Source organism: Microbacterium algihabitans, assembly GCF_032464975.1.
Taxonomy (GTDB): domain Bacteria; phylum Actinomycetota; class Actinomycetes; order Actinomycetales; family Microbacteriaceae; genus Microbacterium; species Microbacterium algihabitans.
In genome coordinates this window covers 161,836-182,192 of sequence record NZ_JAWDIU010000001.1, presented here as the reverse complement: position 1 = coordinate 182,192, position 20,357 = coordinate 161,836, and the positions used below count along the sequence as shown (strand labels likewise).

Genomic DNA, 20,357 nt, shown 5'->3' with positions numbered 1-20,357 from the left:
CGGAGGTGTGAGCGTGTGGTCCGTCCCTCAGTGCGGTGGCTGTTCCGCAGCCGCCGACTCACCCGCCTCGGGCTCACGCCCGGCCAGTCGCTCGTTCTCGTCGTCCTCGTCGACCACGCCGACGCGACGGGCCTTAGCTTCCCCGCGCAGCAGACGATCGCGGAGGAGTCAGGCATGGAACGGTCGGGCGTCCGCAAAGCCCTCACCGCTCTCGTCGACTCCGGCGTCATCGAGGTCGTTGAGCCCGGTGGACCTCGCAAGTCGGCACGGTATCGGATCTCGTCGGCGGTCGGGTTATGGGCCACTGGGTAGCCCATACGGTGGCCGCGGTTATGGGCCACTGGGTATGCCGTATCGCCCGAACCGTTATGGGCCACCCAGTGGCCACGAAGTAATAAGCACTCACGTTCGCGGCTCTGCCGGACTGTGGCGGCGCCTCCCGGCGCCTCCCGGCGCCTCCCGGCGCCTACCCGCTCGCTCCGCTCGCTTGTGTGTTCGAAGGGACCATCCATGATGCTCATCGCCACGATCGGCCGGCTTGCCGGGCGATGCCCCTCCGGCGAGGAGGCTCAGCCCAACGTCACGCTGAGAGCACGGCAGCATCGCGGACATCACATAACCGCGTGCTCGCGATCTTGCCCGCTCCCGCGGGCGCTGGCTGGGGATGACGAGCAGGAGCACACTCACCTGTCGTCGCTGGCCGACAGTCGCCGAGATGGATGTAACCCGCGGGGACGCCCAGCCCAGCCACGGTGCGCGCGAACAGCGACTCAGGCGAAGACGAGCACACACCCCACAACGACGACAACCAGGAGCGCGAGACCCGCGATCGTCCACGGCAACGCCACGCGATCGAACAGTCGCCCGCGCGCCACGCCTCGCGACCGAGCCGAACGAACCGCACCGGTGAGCATGAGCACCAAGCTGATCCACAGCGCGAACGCCAGACCGATGAGAGCAGGAAGCATGCTCCACATCATCCCCTCCCCACCGAAAATCCAGCGTCCCGACCGTGGGAACGGACCACCACCGAGGGGTGTTCCCCTCCCCCCGGGTGTGACGGCGGTTTTTACCCACCGGGGGGTCACACGCGCGAGGGGTGCGCGTTCCCGCTTCCTGACTGGGATCGCGGGGGTGTCGGAGGGTGTGACAACTCCCCCCGAAACTGCACCTGAATCAGCTTCGATTTGGGGTCGAGATGGGGGTGAGGCGCGATGACGCGCGCGTGCGAAGAGTGCGGCGGGGCGATGCCGGCGACGTCGACGCCGCAGCGGCGGTTCTGCTCGGATACCTGCCGGTATCGGAACCGGGATCAGCGGCCGGAGACGAAGGCGGCGGACAACGAGCGGCACCGTCGCCGGTATCACTCGGATGCCGCTTTCCGAGCTCGGCACAACGCAGCGTGCGAGCGTCGACGGCTCGCGCGCCTCGGACGGGAGGCGGAGTCATGAGCGCGCGGTCGGATGAGTCGCTCGCGTCCGAGGCGGCACGGCGGCGTCGTGAGCTGCGAGAGGAGCAGGGCCGGCACGCCACGACCCGGGCACTGCTCGAGAGCGCGAACCGGCTCTTGCTCACTGTCGCTCTGTGCGATCGCTTGGCCGACCCGCGCGACTTCGACCTCATCGTCGGGATGGGCCAGGTCGTCAACGCTCGCGGCTCGATCGACTGGGCGCGGGTCGACGCGCTCGTGGAGGTGTTGCTCGATGAGCGACCGCATCTCGCCGCGCCGCGCACGGAGGCTCCGTGGCGGCCGGGGTCGACGGCGTTACAGTGGATGCAGGCGGAGACGTGACGGGCCAGGGGCCGACGTTCACCGGCCAGGAGCCCAGGGGGCAACGCGCGACAGGCCAGGGGCCGGCGCGGCAGTCGTACAGACACCCGGAGGCATCCGTGTCCCACTCCACCTACCTCGGTATCGAGGTCGAAGACCCCCGCTTCGACGCAAGCATCCGCCTGAACGGTCAGCCCGTCGCCGCAGCCCGTATCGGCGGTCGCACCGCCCGCGGGGCGTCCAGCGTCACTCGCAAGGACTTCACTGACCGCCTCGGCCTCCCCGAGGACGCGACGAACGCACAGTTCATGGCTGCTCTCGATGCTCGTCTCACTGGCCGACCTGCGGCCGCGGCAGAGTCGGCTGAGGACGCGCTCTACGCCCGCGTCACCGGTCAGGCCACGGCCCCGACTCCGGCGCCGGTCAACATGACGGATGACGCCCTGTGGGGTCGTCTGTTCTCGAAGCCGGCGGCCTGACCATGGCCACGGTACCGACCGTCACGCAGCTGGGCCTGATCGAGTTCGCGGAGGCGTGCCGCGGCCTCGACCTCGAGCCACCCGCGGCCGTCACCCGAGGTCTCGCGCTTATCGACGCGGCCGAAGCGGTCGCCACCGAGAAGCCGCTGACTGACCTCCTGCAGATGGACGTCGACGACGTCGCTCCGCTCGTGGCCGAGGTGTCCCTCCGCCGTCACGTGAGCATGGGCCTCGACCCCGATGGCCTCGGCGTCGGCGTGGAGAAGTTCACGGCACAGGTGCTGCGCGAGGTGCGTTCGGCGGCCGTGCCCGACCTTGACGGGCTGATGGAGGCGCTGCGCCCGCAGTTCGACGAGTTCGCCAAGCCGCTGACCGTGGCTGCGCAGAAGCATGGCTTCACTCTCGCCACCACATCGGATGACGTGATTAACCGGTCGGCCGAGGCGATCGAGGCCTGGCGGGCGCTGCGTCATGCGGGCGCGGCGATGGAACCGATCGCGGAGTTCTGGCGCCTGACCGCGGACGTCTTCGGACTCGCTCCAAGCCGCCGCCTGAACACGTCGCGTCAAAACGCGATCGAACACCAGTACGCCGCCAACATCTCCGTGTGTTTCGCGGCCGGCGAGAACTGGTCGCTCGACGGGGAGTACGTCACCCACGAGTACCGCACCCACGTCGACTGGCTCGCCGTTGCACGGGAAGGGCTCCGCCTGAACACCCCGTCGGAGGTGTCAGCGAAGGTCGAGGCACGGCAGAAGCGGAACTTCCAGGCGGGTCTACGCGCGGCCGCAGCGGCGTCGGCGGAGCAGACCGAGGCGCAGCGCGAGACGCTCCGCCGGGGTCTCGAGTCCGGCCGGGTCGGCACGACCCGCTGACCTATGACTTCGGTCTCGCTGCCCGCCCGCCGCCCTTTCTCGGTCTGGGGCTGGCGAGACCGTCCGGGTGATGAGCATCGGTCGACCGCACACGTGGTTTGCTCACCACCCATTTCTGAGGGGCTGACGCTGGGCGGGGTCAGCCCCTCACCCATACTCACGAATACCAGCACGAAAGGGCCGGCACATGGCCATCACCAACCCGAATGACAGCCCGCTGCTGAGGCGCATCGAGGCACTCGAGCAGCTGCTGCAGGCGAACCCCAACCGGTCACTGTCCGTCGAACGCGGCGTCACCGAGTACTACGACCAGAGCATGCTGCTCATCACCGACTCGAACCTCCGTGTCGTTGGCGTCGCGTACGTCGAGGGCCGGCTCGAGGGTGAGGGGACGTTCTCCTGGTCGGGCCCCGCGCTGCTGGACGGTCCCGTCGAGATCACCGACACTCTCCGGGTGCTGGCGGCGACCACCCTCGAGGCCGTCACGCGGCTGCTGTCCGAGCTGCAGGTCGAGGGCAAGATCACCGCCGGCGATGTTCGCATCGAGGACGGCAAGGTCTACGTCGGCGATGCCATGGTGCTCGACCCGGCCGTCGACGGCGGCGCGGCCCTGTTCTCGAACGGATCCAAGCTCTACTCCAACACCACCGCGATCGGCCTCCGCAAAGGATCGTCCGCCGTCACCGTTGGCGACTCGATCGCGTCGCTGCTCGCGGGCGGGAAGGCGATCACGGTCGGCTCGGACCGGATCGACGTGCTCGGCCTGCGCGAGGTCGCCGCCGGACCCGGCGTCCGAACGCTCGGCATCACGACGTCCGACGAGCTCGTCATCGTCTCGGGCAGTGCATAGCCGCGAACCGGATGACCAACATCGCGTGTTCCTCGCGTCAGTAGCAATCGACGGTGTTGATGCGAACTGAGTCGGCACCGTCTTCCAATATCTGCAGGTGAGCCGCAGCAATCTCGCCTGCTCGCACTCCCGAGAGAAGGTCGTTGGTCATCCCCACCACCACTCCGGAGGACAAGGTGCTCCCCTCGACGTAGAGCGCGGACGGACAGCCTGTGACGGTAAGGACGTAGTAGTAGGTGCAGGCTGTGTAGCCGCACGTGTACTCCTCCTTTGCAGCGAATTTCCCGTACAGCGAACCCGACTGAATGACGCTCCACCCTGCCGCCTCCTGCGACTCATCCCGCATCTCGGCCGCCGTTTTCGCAGGCGGCGCGGCCGGGGCGGGCTGCGCACCGGATTCGGCGTGGGGCGATGCCGATGACACGCCGCCGCCCGTAGCTGCCGTCGACCCGGACCCGTTCACGCCAGCGACCGCGAATCCGATGACCATCATGAGTAGGCAGAACCCGAAGATTGATCCGATCGTGACGCCAATGACACCCATTACCGATAGCCCCTTGCGGGCGGCGGGCGGATTATTCTGCGGGCGGGGCATCGTAGCCCCGGTCCAGGCCTCTCCCGTCCACCAGCGGAGCTGGTTTGAGTGGTCGGGATCGGGATACCACCCCGGGCGCACGTTCACCATGGGCAGACCCTACCGCGCTGGGTGAGCGTCTTACGCTGCCTCCGGGTGCCCTGCCTGTACCGTCATCCCAACAGATGGGGGCATTCGTGAGTAACGGTGAGCGCTGGACAGATCATGACGACGCGCAGGTCGTCGCTGAAGGACTACCGACCCAGAGCCCAGTGCGAGCGGTGCAGGCGCTTCTCAACGCTCTGACCTCCGACGATCCCGAGGCTGGTGTTGTGCTGACATCGCTCGTCACACCCGAGAACGCCGATCAGTGGGGCCCCGGGTTCGCCGACGGCAGGAGATGGGCGGACGCGGCTGAGATCCGCATCAGCACAAGCCCTCGCTACGGCTACAACGCGCCGGACGTGGCCTACGTGAAGCTAGTCCCCGAGGATGGACGGCCGTGGGTTGTTGGCGTCGCTCGCGACGATGACGCTCTCGCCTGGGTGTCGCTGGTGTGGCGACCCGAGATATCTCACTGGGGCCCGCTCGCGAGCTGGCGGGTGCACAGCATCGGTGCCCCGATCGATGTGTCCGAGATGCCACGTACAGCTGAGGGCGTAGACCCTCGGACCCTGTGAGCGCTGAGCTATGACGTGGCAGATATTGGCGGCGTTCGCCGTTCCAGTGTTAGGTCTCCTCGGCTCTCTTCTAACCAGCAGTCGTGACCCAGGCGAGTATCGAAGGCTCAAGCACGCTGCCGACGCGCTCGGGGCGGCGCCGTCCAGCTCCTCTGCGGCGTCAGCCCTAGATCAGCTGGTGACCGTGCACGCGAACGCGCTAAGGAGTCGAGCCGAGGTGAGGATCGCGAGGAAGCTAAACGTCGCCAATCTCGTACTCGCGATTTTCTTCGCGGTCGGCGGCGCTGTCGCCGCATTCTGGCTGTGGAACTGGGCTGCCAGCGTATGGGGAATGCCTATTGCGTGGGTGGTCATCCCACTGTGCGTTTTTCTCGCCTTGGCCAATGCTCTTGTCGTCGGCGCGGCGTTCACGATGATCTACAAACCACCGCCGCCAAAAAAGCCGGGCCGGGCCGCCGCCGCCTCCTAGGACATGACCGTGGCGCGTTCCGCGCGCCACATCGGTGGGTGCCTCAGACCAATCCGCGCTCTCGATACCCCTCCACTCGTGAGACGTACTCAGCACGCCGATGCCGCTGATAAGGCGTCTGTAGGTCCGGCCGGTTGGTGATGTCTATGCCGTCGCGGTGCGGCCGTTCCCATGGGGGTTCGTCGCCGGCGCGGAGGTAGGTGAGCTCGCGGTCGACGTCGACGCGGCCGAGAATGGCGTTGTCACGGGGATCCATGGCGGCCACGGTAGGCGCGCCCTCCGACATCCCTTACGAGCGGGCTTCCGATATTTCGTCGCCCTGTGCATCGGCGTCGTTGAGGACGCGAGAGGCGCAACGGCCCTTGCATCCAGTACATTTCAGGGCATGGAAGCGGAGTGCGACGGATCAGAGGTGGTCATCCGTTTCTCTCCGTTCCTCGCCCACAGGCTGGAAGAAAACGCGCAAGACACTTTCGACGACGATCAGGATCGGGGCGTGAATCCGCCCAGGTACGGAGTCTCAGTCATCGCTGGCTACTGTGAGGACGGCGAGGATCTGGAAGCGACCATCACCCGTCTCACGAAGCAGACCACGCTCCGGGGCAAGCGGATCGCCGTCGTGACCGGAACAATGTTGCGGCGCGAGGGGTTCGACCTAGTGAAGGACCCCACGACGAAGGAGCCACTTCATCACCTCGTAGGCGAGGACCCGTTCTCGGCCCCGCCTAGGGTAGACGTACTAGCATCACTGCTGGATGATAACCGGACAGGCAATCCGGCTTGGATGGAAGGTGCCGCATGAATCGCACGCGGGTCGAGATCGACCTAAATTCGCTCCGTCCTGATGGGACTACGCGAGTGCGACTGACGCGCGCCGACGGGCCGCTCAACGTCGGTCAAATGGTGACGGCCTTCGAAAGCGAAGACGGTGTCGCCGCACTCGCCCTGGTGTCGCGGGTTGATTCTGCAACCGGTTCGGCCTTCTTGATCGTCAATCGCGAATCCATGCGCGATGACGACGGGTCCTTGGATCGTCCGGCGCTGTCGTATGGCGCCAATCGCGCGGTGGCTCACGTGGAGAACGTTCGGGCAGCGCGAAGCCAGGCCTCGTCCCACGCCCGGTTCGCATTCCGAGCAACAGGGACGCCGTAGGCGTGGCGGTTCGTTTGGGCGCCGCGGTTCTGAGTGAAGCCGCGACGGTGCACGACAATCTCCTCAACATCTTGGGTGGCGGTATCACCCAAATCGCGGCGTCTAGTTACCCGGCCCCATTCGGTAGCACTCTCGCGCTGATGTTCTACGTCGACCCAATTGATGTGGGTAAGGCGTACGCGCTTGAGGTCACGTGTCATCACGAAGGGTCGGACATCAACCTGTGGGGTTGGGCAGGTGACATGGTTTCCGAGGAACCCATGATGGATCAACTGCAGACTGTCTCTCTCCCGCTCAATTTTGCCCTGATGGGCCTGCCAGAGCCTGGGTCTTATGAGCTGGTCGTGAAGGCTAACGGAGATAAGATCGGCGCCGTTCCATTCAAAGCGGTCCAGATCGACGAACCCAGGGTCTAGCTTGAGCGACGACGCCGTCGACGCCCTCTTCACCGAACTGCCGGACGCGCTGAGCCCCAGCGACGTGTCGAAGCATCTCGGCGTCACCACGCGCACTGTGTACTCGTGGCTGAAAGAGGGCACCATCCGCGGATACCAGATCGGCTCCACCTGGTTCATCTTCAAGGCCGACCTCGTCAGCCACCTCCGCGCAGGCGCTAACTCACCGCGGGATTGATCGAGGTCTCGCCACTCCACGAGCGAGCGCCCGAGTGTCCGCCTCGAAAGAACCCGGAAAGATCCAGCACCTCGAAGGAGGGGGGACCGGAGTCCGGCGGTCCGGTCCGCTCTCCCCGATACATTTCGGCGTTTTTCTACCAGGGGGGTAACGCCTCCGCGGGGCTCGATCCGGCTGTGGACAGCGCCTGACGTGGACGCCACCGGCCACGCTCTCCCCGCGTGATATCTGGGCGTTTCGCACGGTCCGCCTGCATGACGCCGCGCCAATGCGCGAGGAGCACATCCTCGCGGACGAGACGCACCCGCTGACCCTCCCGGATACCCCATGTCACCGGCATCCCATCGGCCCTCCACCGCCACACGGTGCGAATGGACCGGCGCACCCGGTGAGCGGCTTCGCGGTAGGTGTAGAGGGGCACGGTGTCGACGTCGGGAGCGCTCATGGCCATCATCATCGATGGCGCGTAGGGAAGTCTTTTGGTGGCAACACCGTGGCAACAGAACTCGTGAGCGAGGGTTGTCGTCTGTGGCTCTGGTGATCCGATAGACCCCGGAATGACGCGACTGGCTCGCCAGCGTACGTCACCTCGCGGTGCGGACGGGGTTTCCGGTACCAAAGGTCGCAGGTTCGATTCCTGTCGGGGGCACCGAGAAAAGGCCGCGATCGCATCGATCGCGGCCTTCGTCGTCCTCCGGGCGGTCAGTCCTCGTCGGTGACGGCTCCGGTCGGCTCGGCGTCTTCGATGAGGTGCCGCGAACCGAGTTCGTCGGCGATGGCGCGACCCTGATCGACCGCCTCGTCCCGGCTCGAGAAGCTCGCCGAGAGTTCGGGGCGTCCCTCCACGGAGTTCTCCCACTGGCCGCGGTTGGATCGGGTGGTCACGTCGTTCTGGCTCATGGCATCCATGTCACACCCCCGTGCCGGGAGCCGCACCGCTCTTGACAGCCGTTGTCAAGCGCATACGGCATCCGCCCCGTCCTTGCCATGCTGGGGGCACCTTCGAAAGGGGTTCATCATGAGCATCGGAGCCGGCATCGCGCTGTTCGTCATCGGCGCCATCCTCGCGTTCGCGGTGGATCTGCCCAACCAGTTCGTCGACCTGACCACGATCGGCTACATCATGATGGGTGCGGGCGTCGTCGTCTTCCTCATCGGTGTGGTCATGCTCGTCCGTCGCCGTCAGACCGACACGGTCACCCGCACCGAAGGCGTCGGGGGCGCACAGGTCACTCGTTCGACCACGCGCTCCGACAACGACCCCCTCGTGTGACGCGGCGGGGCCGCCGCCCCGGAGGACACCCATGAGCGAACCGACACCCACCGTCGCCTACGACCCTGCCGTCGACGATCTGTTCGACGGTCGCTACCGTCTCGGCCGTACCCTCGGCCGGGGCGGTTACGCGTGCGTGTACGAGGCGGTCGACACCGCGCTCGAGCGCACGCTCGCGCTGAAGGTCATCGACGGCGACGGTGCCGACCCTTCCGACGTGGCGCGGGTGCGGTCCGAGATCCGGCTGTTGGCCTCTCTCTCGCACCCCTCGCTCGTCACCCTCTACGACGCCAAGCTCGACGCGACTCCGGCGTACCTCGCGATGGAGCTCATCGCGGGCCCGACCCTCGCGGAGCGGATCGAGCGCGGACCACTCCCCGGCCCGGAGGTCGCGCGCATCGGGCGCGAGATCGCCGAGGCGTTCGCGGTCATCCACGGCCGCGGCATCGTCCACCGCGACGTGAAGCCGTCGAACATCCTCATCCGCCCCGCCGCGCACACGGGCGCGATGCCCCGGGCCACCCTCGCCGACTTCGGCATCGCCTCCCTGGTCGGTGCGACGCGCATGACCAAGGCCGACACCGTCATCGGCACCGCCGCCTACCTCAGCCCCGAGCAGGCGCGGGGCATGCCCGCCGCCCCCGCGAGCGACGTGTACTCGCTGGGCCTGGTGTTGCTCGAGGCGCTCACGGGGAAGCGTCCGTTCGGCTCGCGCACGCCGCACGAGGCGCTCGCGGCCCGACTGGTCTCGGCCCCCGACCTTCCCGCGAACCTCCCGCATGCGTGGCGCGAGGTGTTCGAGCGCATGACGGCGATCGAAGCGAGCGAGAGACCGGATGCCACGGGCCTCATCGTCGCCCTGCGCACCCTGTCCGATGTGGCGGTGCCGCCTGCTTCGGCGGAGGCCGCCGCGCAGACGCGGACCCTGCCCGGGTCGACCGCGCCGACGCGCATCTTCGAACCGGCGCCTCGCGATGCGGGTCGGTCGACGGAGCCGCGGTCGGACCGGCGTCCGTCGCGGCGCTCGCTGATCATCGGCGCGGTCGTCGCCGCCGTCCTGGTTGCGGGGGGAATCACCGCCGCCGTCGCGATGACCAACGCGGGCGCCGCGAGCGAACCCGCTCTGCCGACACTGCCGCAGCCCCTCGACCAGCACATGAACGACCTCTACGACGAGGTGGCTCCGTGAGGCGCCGCGGACTTCCCGCGGTCGTCGTGACCGCCGCGGCGGTGTTCGTGCTCGCGGGCTGCACCCCGCCCGCCGCGACGCCGACCGCGTGGCAGCAGAGCGTGCAGACGGTCGCCGAGCAGGCCTCGACGGGCGACTACTCGACGGCCCTGACGAGCCTCGACGCCCTCGAGGCCGAGGTCACCGCGCGCCGCGACGCGGGGGAGATCGCGGCCGACGAGGCCGACGCCATCCTCACGCGCATCGCCACCGTTCGCGCCGACCTCACCTCGCTGGTCCCGGCTCCGGCGTCGACCCCCACGCCGACGCCCGAACCCTCGCAGACCACCGAGTCCGGCACCGACGATCAGCAGGACACGGTGACCGACGACGGCGGCGACGATTCGTCGAACGACGGCCCCGCCGACAAGGCGCCCGAGCCCGGGGACAACGGCAAAGACAAGGGTCCCGGCAAAGACGGCGGCGGGCCCGGCGGTGGTCCGGGCAAGAAGGGCTGAAGCCCGCTCGTCGCGGCGGCCCGTGCGGTGCGCACCGCGTGCGAGGATTGCTCGGTGCCGCGCCGCGTGACCGCCGAACTCGACCTCGATCTGGGGACGTCCGTCGACCTCATCTTCCAGATCACCGCTGCGCGCGGCGTGCCGCTCTCGGAGGAGACGCTGACCTTCTCGAGGGGTGACCTCACGTGGGCGGCCACCGAGCTCGTCGACGCCGCCGGGAGTCGTCTGCACCGGCTGATCGGCGACCAGGGTCCGCTGAGCATCCGGTACGAGGCCGTCATCGACGCGCAAGCCACGCCGCCGGCGACGAGCGCGCTCGACACCATCGCCTACCTCCGTCCGAGTCGGTACTGCCAGTCCGATGAGGTCTTCGGGCAGGCCCGTCGCCAGTTCCGCGGACTGGTCGGCGCCGACCTGATCGACGCGGTGTCGGAGTTTGTGGCATCCACCGTCACGTATTCGCCCGGACTCAGCCTCGGCACCGACAGCGCCGTCACCACGCTGGCGAGCGGTCAAGGCGTGTGCCGCGACTACGCGCACCTCGTGATCGCCCTGCTGCGCGCGATGGACGTTCCCGCCCGCTACGCCGCCTGCTACGCGCCGGGCCTGGTGCCCATGGACTTCCACGCGGTCGCCGAGGCGTACCTCGACGGACAGTGGCACGTCATCGACGCGACGCGCCTGTCGGACCGCCGGTCGCTGGTGCGGATCGCGACCGGGCGCGACGCCGCGGACTGCGCCTTCCTCAGCTATCACGGCGGGTACGTCGGCCTCGAGAGCATGCGCGTCGATGCGGTGCTCGAAGACGAGGCCCCCGTCGGGCCCGACGACCACCGCGGCCTGGTGCAGATGGCCTGAGGGCGAACGGAGGGTCGGGTCGTCCGCTCCGCCTAGAATTGCAGGGTTATGGATCCTGCAGCCCTCTCCGCCGCCCTTCTCGCCGTCATCGCTCCGCTCGCCGAGGCGCGACGCGAGGGCTCGTCGGCGGGGCTGACCGCCGCCGATCTGCCGCTGGAGCGGCCGAAGAACCGCGACCACGGCGACTGGGCGTCCAACGCCGCCCTGAAGCTGTCGAAGGTCGTCGGGGCGAACCCGCGCGAGTTCGCGGCCGAGATCGCCGCGGGCCTCGAGGCCGTCGACGGCATCGCGAGCGTCGAGGTGGCCGGCCCCGGCTTCATCAACATCCGCCTCGACGCCGCTGCGGCGGGCGCGCTGGCGAAGCTCATCGTCGAGCAGGGAGCGGCGTTCGGCACGAACGACACCCAGCGCGGCAACACGATCAACCTCGAGTTCGTCAGCGCCAACCCCACCGGGCCGCTGCACATTGGCCACACCCGCTGGGCGGCCCTGGGTGACGCGATCGCCCGCGTGCTGCTGGCCAGCGGCGCGACCCTGGTGCGCGAGTTCTACATCAACGACGCCGGCGCTCAGATGGAGCGCTTCGGTCGCTCCGTCGTCGCGGCCATCGCGGGCGAGCCGACTCCCGAGGACGGGTACGGCGGAGCGTACATCGCGGCTCTCGCGGAGCGCGTGCAGGCCGCCCGCACCGACATCCTCGACCTCAATCGCGCCGAGCAGATCTCCGTCGCCACCGAGCTGGCCTACGGATTCCAGCTCGGCGAGATCCAGGCCTCGCTCGCGCGCTTCAACGTGCACTTCGACGTCTGGTTCTCGGAGCGCGACCTGCACGCGCGGATCGAGGGCCAGCCGAGCCTGGTCGACGAGGCCGTCGACCGCCTGCGCGAGCAGGGGCACGTCTTCGACGAGGACGACGCCGTGTGGGTGCGCACGACCGACTTCGGCGACGACAAGAACCGCGTCATCCGGCGCTCGAACGGCGAGTACACCTACTTCGCCGCCGATGCCGCGTACTACCTCAACAAGGGCGACCGCGGTTTCGCGCACAAGATCTACCTGCTCGGCGCCGACCACCACGGCTACGTCCACCGCCTCAAGGCCCTCGCGGGTGCGGCGGGAGACGACCCCGACAAGGACATCGAGGTGCTCATCGGTCAGCTCGTGTCGATCAACGGCGCGCGCCTGTCGAAGCGAGCGGGGAACATCGTCGAGCTCGACGACCTGCAGGCCTGGCTCGGCACCGACGCCCTGCGGTACTCGCTCGCGCGTTACCCGGCCGATTCGCCGCTGACGCTCGACCCCGAGATCCTGCAGAAGCGCACGAACGACAACCCCGTCTTCTATGTGCAGTACGCGCACGCCCGCACGCACAACGTTGCCCGCAACGCCGCGGATTCGGGTGTCGACCGCTCGGAGTTCGCCCCCGAGCTCCTCGCCCACGAGACCGAATCGGCTCTGCTGGGCGCGCTGCAGGAGTACCCGCGCATCGTCGCCTACGCCGCCGAGGTGCGCGAGCCGCACCGCGTCGCGCGCTACCTCGAGGAGCTCGCGGGTCTCTACCACCGCTGGTACGACAACTGCCGCGTCATCCCGCTCGGCGACGCCCCGGTCGAACCCGTGCACCGCACGCGCCTGTGGCTGAACGACGCCACCGGTCAGGTGCTGCGCAACGGCCTCGACCTGCTCGGCGTCAGCGCTCCGGAGCGGATGTAACGATGACCGACGCCGCGGCCCCCGCCCGAGCGCCCCGCCGCCGTCGCGGGCGGTGGATCGCGGTGCTCGTCGTGGTCGTGGTGCTGCTGGTCGCCGCGGTCGTGGCGGCGGAGTTCATCGCGCGCTCGGTCGTGACCGGGACGGTCCGCACGCTCGTGGTCGAGAACGTCGGCCTCCCCGCCGATCAGGACGTCGACGTGCAGCTGAGCGGCCTCGTGCTGCCGCAGGTCATCACGGGGCGGCTCGACGACGTCACGGTGTCGTCCGACGACGTCACCCTCGGCCCGATCACCGGGGACGTGCGCGTGGAGCTGCGCGGAGTCCCCGTCTCGGGTGCGTCGGCGGCCGACGGGGGAGTCGCCTCGGTGCGGTTGGACCAGGACCAGTTGCGGTCGCTGCTCGCGCAGATCCCCGACTTTCCCTCGGGCACCGTCACCGTGGCTGCCCCCGACGTGACGTTCGAGACCTCGCTGTCGCTGTTCGGCATCGCCATCCCCATCGGGGCCACGGTGTCTCCCGGTGCGGGCGAGGGCGACCTGACGCTCACGCCCTCCGCCTTCTCCGTGGGCGGCAACGCGATCGACGCCGACACCCTTCGCGGCCAGTTCGGCGGCATCGCCGACCCGCTCGTGCAGACGCAGAGCCTGTGCATCGCCGATCGCCTTCCGGCCGGGCTCACCCTCACCTCGGCGACCGTGCAGGGGCAGGACCTCGTCGCGACCTTCGACGTCGCCGGCGGCATCCTCGACGACCCCGCGCTGCAGGCCGACGGCAGCTGCGGCTGAGACGCTCTCGCGCGCCGCAGGGGCATCAGGCCTCGACGTGCAGCAGTTCGGCCTCGACGAGCTGATCCAGGATGCCGCGCACCGCGGGACCCGCCGTCTCGTCGCCGAGCCCGTGCATCACCGCGTCTTCGAGGGCGTCCAGCGTCGCGCCGTCGGCGGCCTTCCACAGCGAAGGAGCCAGCCCGGCCAGCACGCGCAGGGTGCCCGCCCCCGCGGAGGTGGCGGTGAGCACGGCGAGGCGCCCGTCGTCGAACGACAGGGAGTCCACGGCATCCGCCAGCCGATATCGCGGGCCCCCCGCCGCCTCTGCGACCCGCAGCGGAACGTCGTCGAGCGGGGGCCGCTCGATCGGCGCGGCCGCGAGGTCGAGGTCGTCGCACAGCGCGAGCAGCTGCTCGGCCTCGGTGTACTCCGCCCGGAGTGCGCCTCCGGTGGCATCGAGGTGACGCGTGATCGCGTGCAGCGGACGCGGCAGAGAGGTGATGGCGCTCGAGTGCGGGGCGCAGGCGGTGAGGGCCTCGGCCGGTGACACGGGCACCAGTCGGGCTCGCCGCAGGTCGGCGCGGCGGTCGAGCAGCACGATGCGGCCCACCCGCAGACGGGTCGACTCGAGCCCGCGCAGGTCGAGGTCGCCGGGGGCGCGCTGCACTTTGACCTCGTGGCCGTCGGTGATGATCGACAGCGGCTTGCGGTAGGGATGCACGGTGCCGTCGAGGTCGATACCGACCGTCTCGTCCGAGACGTACCCCCACCGACGGGCGAGGGTGCGCGTCGCGGTGGTCTTGCCCGCACCCGAGGCGCCGACCAGCACGATCACGCGTCCGTCGGAGGCCTCAAGGCCCGCCGCGTGCAGCATCCAGCGCTTTCCGCGCCCGGCGACGATCGCGGCCTGCGTGACGGCGCTCGACAGGTCGGAGAGCATGCGTGCGCGGGAGACCGATGGGTCGGCGACGACCGTGGCGTCGGCAGTGACGACGTCACGGCTGCGGGCGTCGCGCCACGCGCTCTCGACCGCGGCCCGGGCGTCGGGGTCGAGCCCTGAATGGTCGATCGCCACGCGTGATCCGACGGCGTCGACGAGGAGCGGGGGCACGGTGGGGCAGGACGACACCGGGCCACCCTAGGTCGCGGTCCACACGCGGTCGTCGCCCGCCCGCAGGGGGGTGCCCGCGCATCGCCCGCGGCCTCACCCGCGGGTGGTGTCGCCTTGGTCCGCGATCGCTGCAGCGTTCCGCGGCGGCGCCGAAGGCGACCGCGGGGCGCGCGGCCGTATGCTGCCCCGCGCCCACCGGACCTCCCGCGACGGGCCGACCCCGATCCGGAGGCCGATCGATGAGCATCCCCCTCACCCGCCGCAGCGTGCTCGCCGCCGGCGCCTGGGCCGTCCCCGCGGTGGCCGCCGTCGCGGCCGCGCCCGCGTCGACCTCGAGCGCCGTGCGCGGCTGGACGGTGACGACCTCTCCCGCGTGGGCCTATCCCGACGAGGTGGTCGCGGTGCGCGTCACGAGCCCCGACGACGACGGCGCGCCGCTCGGGGGACGGCCCGTCGTGCTCGCGCTGGGCGACCCCGGCCAGGGGGTCATCGACCAGCCCACGGGTCTGACCGACGCGACCGGGGTGTACGAAACGACCCTGCGCGTCCGCGGCGACGCCGCGGCGGGCGGGGGCACCCTCTCTGTGGCCGCCGCCTCGGGAACCGCGAGCTGCGCGTTCGAGGTGCGGGCGCCGCGGGCCTCGACGCACGACTCCTCGGGCGCGACCACGCGTGTGATCGCGCTCGCGCACGGGAGCCAAGACGCCGTCGCCGCGGTCGAGAACCGCCAGTTCGCCCACAGCGACCTGCAGCCGACCGGGCGGTACGTCTTCGCAGGCGACGCGCTCGACGTCGTCGTCGCAGCCGACGCGCCCGCCGGCATGTCGCTCGTGATCGGGGTGCGAGGGCCGTGGCGCGCCTTCAACGCGGGACAGCAGCAGGACCTCAGCGTGATCGCCCTGTCGCCGGGTGCCCAGAGCATCACCGCACCCCAGGACGGCCTCGTCTTCGTCCGCAACGGCTCCACCGAACGCTCCGGAGCGCTGACGATCTCCGGTGGAGCCCCGCACCCGGTGTGGGTGAAGGATCAGACCAAGCCCGACGAGTTCGCCGCCCAGCTCGCCGCGTGGGCGGCCGCGCCGGCCGTGACGCTGGTGGGGGAGCGGGCCTTCGCCGACGTGCAGCGACGGGTGATCGACGACCTCGCCTCGCGTGGCGTGGCGTGGGATTCGGCCGACGTCGTCCTGCGCCTGGACCGGGTCGTGGCGTACACCTGCGACGTCTACGGGCTCTCGCGCGCCGCGGTCGGGGTCGCGCGCAAGTACCCGGGTCGCGTGTACTTCGGCGGGCCCGACTCCGGCGGCGGATGGGCGTTCGCCACCAGCCAGTGGGTGTGCTTCCAGGTCGACACCGGGGCCAGCGAGACCCTGCTGACCGACACCGACAGCTGGGGGATCTGGCACGAGGTCGGTCACACCTTCCAGGCGCCCGCGTACCGGTGGAGCGGGCTGATGGAGGTCACCGTCAACATCTCGGCCCTCGCCCTGCAGAACCGGCTGACCGGGCAGAACCGCCTCGACGACGAGGCCGACCGCAAGGACCGCGCCGCGCAGTACCTCGCCCGCCCGCTCGACGAGCGCGACCACGCGCAGCTGACCGCCGACGATCCGTTCCTCGGCCTCTACCTGTTCGAGCAGCTCCGCCGATCCTTCGGCGACTCCTTCTATCCCGCGCTGAACCAGGAGTACCGCGTTCGGCGAATCCGCGGGCTGTCGATGCCCGAGCCCGACCAGGACAAGAAAGACCTCTTCGCCGAGATCGCGTCGCGGGTCGCCGACCGCGACCTGGGTCCGTTCTTCACCGAGTGGGGCGTGCCCCTGTCGGCATCCGTGCTGTCGTCCCTCTCGGCGTACCCCGCGCTGCAGAACCCGATCTGGGCGGCCGTCGACTCCCACGACGCGGTCGTGGAGCGCTCCGTCGGCTACGACCTGCCCGTCGGATCGCTCTCGCTCGTCGACGGGACGATCGACCTGGGCGAGCACGACGGCTCGTCCGGTCGCGTGACCGGCCTGTCCACGCTCGGCGGGGCGACGAGCGCGGTCGTCGCCGCCGAGTCGACGGCGAAGGACGTCGGAACCGACGGCCGCGTCACGGTGGTGCTGCAGAGCGCCGACGGCACGCTCGAGGCGCTGTGGCGTCCCGCACCCGTCAGCGTCACCTCGGGACTGCAGTTCGTCGGCATCATGGACTGGCTCGCCGGGTGGGTCGGGATCAGTCGCGACGGAACCCACCTGACCGCGACCTCCACCGGCATCCGCCCGCACGACTACTACTTCCAGGGGCGGCTCTACTACGAGCTCACCCTGACGGATGCCGACGGCGCCGAGCTCGTGAGTGTGTCGGTGAACGGCGACGAGACGCACGACAAGGTCGTGACCGCCCTCGACGGCTTCCCCGTGGCCGACGGCTTCGCCCTCGTCGTGAACGCCGCGGAGGTCGACCGCGTGCGCGTGTACCGCGACAGCGTCCGGGTCGACGCGGTGACCACGCGGCCGCAGACCCTCGCGATCCGGGGTGGGCGTTTCGTGGTGTGACCGTCGCCCCGGCGTGGGAAAGGTGCGGCATACGACGTGCCCTAGACTGCAAGGACTGCCCGCCGCGTGACTCTCCGCGCGGGTGGGAGCCGTGATCCGCGGCCGTCGCGTCGCCGCAAAACCCGATTGGTCCCCCTGTGTCCGCCTCGCACTCCGCGCTCGTGCCCGCCTGGCTCACCGCCCCGGCCGAAGCGAACGAGCTCGTCGCCTCCGTCTGGCCCTCGTCCGCGCATCGCGTCGCCGACGGCTCCGTCGAGGTCGGCGGGGTGTCGGTCTTCGACCTCCGCGACCGATTCGGCACCCCCCTCTACGTGCTCGACGAGAACGAGGTGCGCGCCCACGCGCGTCGCGCTCGCGCCGCCTTCGACGCCGCGGCTGCGCGCCACGGCATCCGTGCCCGCGTGTACTACGCGGGCAAGGCGTTCCTCTCGACCGAGGTCGTGCGCTGGGTCGTCGACGAAGGACTCGCGGTCGACGTCTGCACGCGTGGTGAGCTCGAAGTCGCGCTCGCCGCCGGTGCCGACCCGGCACGCCTGGGCTTCCACGGCAACAACAAGAGCGTGTCCGAGCTCGAACGCGCCGTCGAGGTGGGGATCGGCTCGGTCGTCGTCGACAGCCCCATCGAGATCGAGCGTCTCGCCGCGATCGCCGAGCGTCGCGGCGCCGTGCAATCGGTGCTCGTGCGCGTGCGCACGGGCGTGCACGCCGAGACCCACGCGTTCCTCGCCACCGCCCACGAAGACCAGAAGTTCGGCTTCTCGCTCGAGGGGGCGGCCGAAGCCGTGGCCCGCATCCGCGAGCTGTCGAGCCTGCGCTTCGTCGGTCTGCACGCCCATATCGGCTCGCAGATCTTCGACTCCTCGGGCTTCCGCGAGTCGGCCGCACGCCTGGTCGACCTGCACGCCGACCTGCTGGCCGGGGGAAAGATCCCCCTGCTCAACGTCGGCGGCGGCTTCGGCATCTCGTACACCTCGGTCGACGACCCGAAGCCCATCGAAGAGATCGCCGACGGCATCGTCGACGCCATCGCCGACGAGTGCGCGGTGCGCGGCATCCCCATGCCCGACGTCGCCACCGAGCCCGGTCGCGTCATCGTCGGTCAGGCCGGCATCACCCTCTACGAGGTCGGCACGGTCAAGACCGTGACGGCGGGTGAGAACCTCGACCGCACCTACGTCAGCGTCGACGGCGGCATGAGCGACAACGCCCGGCCCGCCCTGTACGGCGCCGACTTCTCGGCGCGGCTGGTCTCGCGCACGAGCGGCGCGACCCCGGCGCTCTCGCGCGTCGTCGGCCACCACTGCGAGTCGGGCGACATCGTGGTGGATGCCGAGTACCTCCCCTCCGACGTCACCCCGGGCGACCTGCTGGCCGTGCCCGCCACCGGTGCCTACTGCTTCTCGCTCGCGAGCAACTACAACTACACCCCGCGTCCGCCGGTCGTCGCCGTGCGCGACGGTCGGGCCCGCGTGATCGTCCACGGCGAGAGCATCGACGACCTGCTCGCGCGCGACGCCGGGATCCCGGCATCCGCCCCCACGAAAACACCCCACGGAGACACCGAATGACCGACTACCGCACGCTCCGCGTGGCGCTCCTCGGCGCCGGCGCCGTCGGCTCGCAGGTCGCCGACCTGCTTCTCAGGCACGGCGACGAGCTCGCCGACCGCGCGGGCGCGAAGCTCGAACTCGCCGGTATCGCCGTGCGCGACCTCGACGCCAAGCGCGACGTCGACCTGCCGCGCGAGCTGTTCACCACCGACGCCGACACCCTGATCGTCGGCAGCGACATCGTCATCGAGCTCATGGGCGGCATCGAGCCCGCCCGCACGCAGGTGCTGCACGCGATCGCGTCGGGCGCCGACGTCGTCACCGCCAACAAGGCGCTGCTGGCCACCCACGGCTCCGAGGTGTTCGAGGCCGCCGACCAGGTGGGCGCCGAGGTCTACTACGAAGCCGCCGCCGCGGGTGCCATCCCCATCATCCGACCGCTGCGCGACTCGCTCGCCGGCGACCGGGTCGTGCGCATCATGGGCATCGTCAACGGCACGACGAACTACATCCTCGACCGCATGGACACCGAGGGCGCCGACTTCGGCGACGTGCTCGCCCAGGCGCAGGCCCTCGGGTACGCCGAGGCCGACCCCACCGCCGACGTCGAGGGCTACGACGCCGCGCAGAAGGCCGCGATCCTCGCGAGCCTCGCCTTCCACACCACCGTCCCGCTCGACGCCGTGCACCGCGAGGGCATCACCACGGTCGACGCCGCGATGATCGAGTCGGCCCGGCACGCGGGTTACGTCATCAAGCTCCTCGCCGTGTGCGAGCGCCTGGCCGGCGAGAACGGCGGCGGTGAGTCGATCTCGGTGCGCGTGTACCCCGCGCTCGTCGAGCGCACGCACCCGCTGGCGAGCGTCCACGGTGCGAACAACGCCGTCTTCGTGCAGGCCGAGGCCGCGGGCGACCTGATGTTCTACGGCGCCGGCGCCGGCGGCGTGCAGACCGCCTCGGCCGTGCTCGGCGACGTGGTCTCGGCCGCGCGCCGCCACATCGCCGGCGGCATCGGCGTGGGTGAGTCGACCCGTGCCAACCTGCCCGCCGTGCCGATCGGGCACGTCATCACGCGGTACCAGATCACGCTCGAGGTCGACGACCAGCCGGGCGTGCTGGCCACCGTCGCGGGCATCCTCAGCGAGGGTCGCGTGTCGATCGCGACCGTCGAGCAGACCGTCATCGAGGCGTCTTCGGGTGCCGTCGTTTCGACGGGCTCAGCGAACGAAGCGCAAGGCTCAGCGACCGGAGCGGGATCGGCCCGCCTGGTCATCGGAACACACAAGGCCCGCGAGCAGGATTTGAGCGAGACCGTCGAGCGTCTCGCCGCGAGCGGCGTCGTCGAGCGCGTGGTCTCCGTGCTGCGTGTGGAAGGGAACTGA

25 protein-coding genes are annotated in these 20,357 nt (G+C 69.9%); 20 read left to right on the top strand and 5 right to left on the bottom strand.

Annotation, left to right across the window (positions count from 1 at the left end; translation table 11 throughout):
- Positions 1-15 precede the first annotated feature (15 nt).
- Positions 16-312, top strand: a complete 297-nt coding sequence (locus RWH43_RS00885; protein ID WP_316000424.1) for a helix-turn-helix domain-containing protein — start codon at positions 16-18, stop codon at positions 310-312.
- A 458-nt stretch (positions 313-770) separates the two neighbouring features.
- Here the strand turns inward: RWH43_RS00885 and RWH43_RS00880 are convergent, their stop codons facing one another.
- A complete protein-coding gene (locus tag RWH43_RS00880; RefSeq protein WP_316000423.1) occupies positions 771-968 on the bottom strand; it encodes a hypothetical protein in 198 nt (65 codons plus the stop codon).
- 479 nt (positions 969-1,447) lie between these two features.
- Between RWH43_RS00880 and RWH43_RS00875 the strand changes: the two genes are divergently transcribed.
- The 4 genes from RWH43_RS00875 (at position 1,448) to RWH43_RS00860 (ending at position 3,975) form a co-directional block, all read left to right on the top strand.
- On the top strand, positions 1,448-1,792 hold the full coding sequence (locus RWH43_RS00875) for a hypothetical protein (protein WP_316000422.1): 345 nt from the start codon (positions 1,448-1,450) through the stop codon (positions 1,790-1,792).
- Positions 1,793-1,890: 98 nt separating this feature from the next.
- A complete protein-coding gene (locus RWH43_RS00870) occupies positions 1,891-2,250 on the top strand; it encodes a hypothetical protein (protein ID WP_316000421.1) in 360 nt (119 codons plus the stop codon).
- Positions 2,217-3,125: a hypothetical protein gene (locus tag RWH43_RS00865; protein ID WP_316000420.1), complete on the top strand. Its 909-nt coding sequence runs from the start codon at positions 2,217-2,219 to the stop codon at positions 3,123-3,125. Before RWH43_RS00870 ends, RWH43_RS00865 begins: the two co-directional genes overlap by 34 nt.
- 187 nt (positions 3,126-3,312) lie before the next feature.
- A complete protein-coding gene (locus RWH43_RS00860; protein ID WP_316000419.1) occupies positions 3,313-3,975 on the top strand; it encodes a hypothetical protein in 663 nt (220 codons plus the stop codon).
- Between the two features lie 37 nt (positions 3,976-4,012).
- Here the strand turns inward: RWH43_RS00860 and RWH43_RS00855 are convergent, their stop codons facing one another.
- On the bottom strand, positions 4,013-4,660 hold the full coding sequence (locus RWH43_RS00855) for a DUF2510 domain-containing protein (protein WP_316000418.1): 648 nt from the start codon (positions 4,658-4,660) through the stop codon (positions 4,013-4,015).
- A gap of 86 nt (positions 4,661-4,746) precedes the next feature.
- Between RWH43_RS00855 and RWH43_RS00850 the strand changes: the two genes are divergently transcribed.
- Together RWH43_RS00850 and RWH43_RS00845 are read left to right on the top strand one after the other, a co-directional pair.
- A complete protein-coding gene (locus tag RWH43_RS00850) occupies positions 4,747-5,229 on the top strand; it encodes a hypothetical protein (protein WP_316000417.1) in 483 nt (160 codons plus the stop codon).
- A gap of 178 nt (positions 5,230-5,407) precedes the next feature.
- Positions 5,408-5,698 (top strand): hypothetical protein, encoded by a 291-nt coding sequence (locus tag RWH43_RS00845; RefSeq protein ID WP_316000416.1) that lies wholly within the window; start codon positions 5,408-5,410, stop codon positions 5,696-5,698.
- 43 nt (positions 5,699-5,741) lie between these two features.
- On the opposite strand, the gene RWH43_RS00840 is transcribed toward RWH43_RS00845, so the two are convergent.
- A complete protein-coding gene (locus RWH43_RS00840; protein ID WP_316000415.1) occupies positions 5,742-5,954 on the bottom strand; it encodes a hypothetical protein in 213 nt (70 codons plus the stop codon).
- Positions 5,955-6,083: 129 nt separating this feature from the next.
- Here RWH43_RS00840 and RWH43_RS00835 point away from each other — a divergent pair, with 129 nt between their 5' ends.
- Genes RWH43_RS00835 through RWH43_RS00820 form a run of 4 tightly spaced genes read left to right on the top strand, consistent with a single transcriptional unit; the run spans position 6,084 to position 7,483 of the window.
- Entirely contained in the window at positions 6,084-6,500 is a 417-nt protein-coding gene (locus RWH43_RS00835) for a hypothetical protein (RefSeq protein ID WP_316000414.1), read from the top strand.
- Entirely contained in the window at positions 6,497-6,850 is a 354-nt protein-coding gene (locus RWH43_RS00830; RefSeq protein ID WP_316000413.1) for a hypothetical protein, read from the top strand. The genes RWH43_RS00835 and RWH43_RS00830 overlap by 4 nt, the downstream gene beginning before the upstream one ends.
- A gap of 2 nt (positions 6,851-6,852) precedes the next feature.
- Positions 6,853-7,266 carry a DUF6941 family protein gene (locus RWH43_RS00825; RefSeq protein WP_437127376.1) on the top strand — a complete coding sequence of 138 codons (414 nt, stop codon included), beginning with the start codon at positions 6,853-6,855 and terminating at the stop codon, positions 7,264-7,266.
- A gap of 1 nt (position 7,267) precedes the next feature.
- Positions 7,268-7,483 (top strand): helix-turn-helix domain-containing protein, encoded by a 216-nt coding sequence (locus tag RWH43_RS00820; protein WP_316000411.1) that lies wholly within the window; start codon positions 7,268-7,270, stop codon positions 7,481-7,483.
- A 702-nt stretch (positions 7,484-8,185) separates the two neighbouring features.
- Here RWH43_RS00820 and RWH43_RS00815 read toward each other — a convergent pair.
- Positions 8,186-8,392, bottom strand: a complete 207-nt coding sequence (locus RWH43_RS00815; RefSeq protein ID WP_262346162.1) for a DUF2188 domain-containing protein — start codon at positions 8,390-8,392, stop codon at positions 8,186-8,188.
- A 109-nt stretch (positions 8,393-8,501) separates the two neighbouring features.
- Between RWH43_RS00815 and RWH43_RS00810 the strand changes: the two genes are divergently transcribed.
- Genes RWH43_RS00810 through RWH43_RS00785 form a run of 6 tightly spaced genes read left to right on the top strand, consistent with a single transcriptional unit; the run spans position 8,502 to position 13,798 of the window.
- Positions 8,502-8,756: a DUF6458 family protein gene (locus tag RWH43_RS00810; protein ID WP_144828621.1), complete on the top strand. Its 255-nt coding sequence runs from the start codon at positions 8,502-8,504 to the stop codon at positions 8,754-8,756.
- A gap of 31 nt (positions 8,757-8,787) precedes the next feature.
- A complete protein-coding gene (locus RWH43_RS00805) occupies positions 8,788-9,945 on the top strand; it encodes a serine/threonine-protein kinase (protein ID WP_316000410.1) in 1,158 nt (385 codons plus the stop codon).
- A complete protein-coding gene (locus RWH43_RS00800; protein WP_316000409.1) occupies positions 9,942-10,442 on the top strand; it encodes a hypothetical protein in 501 nt (166 codons plus the stop codon). The genes RWH43_RS00805 and RWH43_RS00800 overlap by 4 nt, the downstream gene beginning before the upstream one ends.
- A 54-nt stretch (positions 10,443-10,496) precedes the next feature.
- Positions 10,497-11,300 carry a transglutaminase-like domain-containing protein gene (locus RWH43_RS00795; RefSeq protein ID WP_316000408.1) on the top strand — a complete coding sequence of 268 codons (804 nt, stop codon included), beginning with the start codon at positions 10,497-10,499 and terminating at the stop codon, positions 11,298-11,300.
- Between the two features lie 48 nt (positions 11,301-11,348).
- Complete coding sequence (locus tag RWH43_RS00790) at positions 11,349-13,013, top strand: arginine--tRNA ligase (RefSeq protein WP_316000407.1); 1,665 nt, start codon at positions 11,349-11,351, stop codon at positions 13,011-13,013.
- 2 nt (positions 13,014-13,015) lie between these two features.
- Positions 13,016-13,798, top strand: a complete 783-nt coding sequence (locus tag RWH43_RS00785) for an LmeA family phospholipid-binding protein (RefSeq protein WP_316000406.1) — start codon at positions 13,016-13,018, stop codon at positions 13,796-13,798.
- 25 nt (positions 13,799-13,823) lie between these two features.
- Here the strand turns inward: RWH43_RS00785 and RWH43_RS00780 are convergent, their stop codons facing one another.
- Positions 13,824-14,909: an ATP-binding cassette domain-containing protein gene (locus RWH43_RS00780; protein ID WP_316000405.1), complete on the bottom strand. Its 1,086-nt coding sequence runs from the start codon at positions 14,907-14,909 to the stop codon at positions 13,824-13,826.
- A gap of 221 nt (positions 14,910-15,130) precedes the next feature.
- On the opposite strand from RWH43_RS00780, the gene RWH43_RS00775 reads away from it, so the two are divergent.
- The 3 genes from RWH43_RS00775 (at position 15,131) to RWH43_RS00765 (ending at position 20,357) form a co-directional block, all read left to right on the top strand.
- Positions 15,131-17,425 carry a M60 family metallopeptidase gene (locus tag RWH43_RS00775; protein WP_316000404.1) on the top strand — a complete coding sequence of 765 codons (2,295 nt, stop codon included), beginning with the start codon at positions 15,131-15,133 and terminating at the stop codon, positions 17,423-17,425.
- Between the two features lie 137 nt (positions 17,426-17,562).
- The gene (lysA, locus tag RWH43_RS00770) at positions 17,563-18,993 is read left to right on the top strand and encodes a diaminopimelate decarboxylase (protein WP_316000403.1); all 1,431 of its coding nucleotides are present in this window, start codon (positions 17,563-17,565) and stop codon (positions 18,991-18,993) included.
- Complete coding sequence (locus RWH43_RS00765; protein ID WP_316000402.1) at positions 18,990-20,357, top strand: homoserine dehydrogenase; 1,368 nt, start codon at positions 18,990-18,992, stop codon at positions 20,355-20,357. Before lysA ends, RWH43_RS00765 begins: the two co-directional genes overlap by 4 nt.

Coding starts and splice junctions, on each gene's coding strand:
- RWH43_RS00880 (WP_316000423.1), bottom strand. CDS start 968: ATGCTTCCTGCTCTCATCGGTCTGGCGTTCGCGCTGTGGATCAGCTTG.
- RWH43_RS00875 (WP_316000422.1), top strand. CDS start 1,448: ATGAGCGCGCGGTCGGATGAGTCGCTCGCGTCCGAGGCGGCACGGCGG.
- RWH43_RS00860 (WP_316000419.1), top strand. CDS start 3,313: ATGGCCATCACCAACCCGAATGACAGCCCGCTGCTGAGGCGCATCGAG.
- RWH43_RS00855 (WP_316000418.1), bottom strand. CDS start 4,660: ATGGTGAACGTGCGCCCGGGGTGGTATCCCGATCCCGACCACTCAAAC.
- RWH43_RS00840 (WP_316000415.1), bottom strand. CDS start 5,954: ATGGATCCCCGTGACAACGCCATTCTCGGCCGCGTCGACGTCGACCGC.
- RWH43_RS00835 (WP_316000414.1), top strand. CDS start 6,084: ATGGAAGCGGAGTGCGACGGATCAGAGGTGGTCATCCGTTTCTCTCCG.
- RWH43_RS00830 (WP_316000413.1), top strand. CDS start 6,497: ATGAATCGCACGCGGGTCGAGATCGACCTAAATTCGCTCCGTCCTGAT.
- RWH43_RS00815 (WP_262346162.1), bottom strand. CDS start 8,392: ATGGATGCCATGAGCCAGAACGACGTGACCACCCGATCCAACCGCGGC.
- RWH43_RS00810 (WP_144828621.1), top strand. CDS start 8,502: ATGAGCATCGGAGCCGGCATCGCGCTGTTCGTCATCGGCGCCATCCTC.
- RWH43_RS00805 (WP_316000410.1), top strand. CDS start 8,788: ATGAGCGAACCGACACCCACCGTCGCCTACGACCCTGCCGTCGACGAT.
- RWH43_RS00790 (WP_316000407.1), top strand. CDS start 11,349: ATGGATCCTGCAGCCCTCTCCGCCGCCCTTCTCGCCGTCATCGCTCCG.
- RWH43_RS00785 (WP_316000406.1), top strand. CDS start 13,016: ATGACCGACGCCGCGGCCCCCGCCCGAGCGCCCCGCCGCCGTCGCGGG.
- RWH43_RS00775 (WP_316000404.1), top strand. CDS start 15,131: ATGAGCATCCCCCTCACCCGCCGCAGCGTGCTCGCCGCCGGCGCCTGG.
- RWH43_RS00765 (WP_316000402.1), top strand. CDS start 18,990: ATGACCGACTACCGCACGCTCCGCGTGGCGCTCCTCGGCGCCGGCGCC.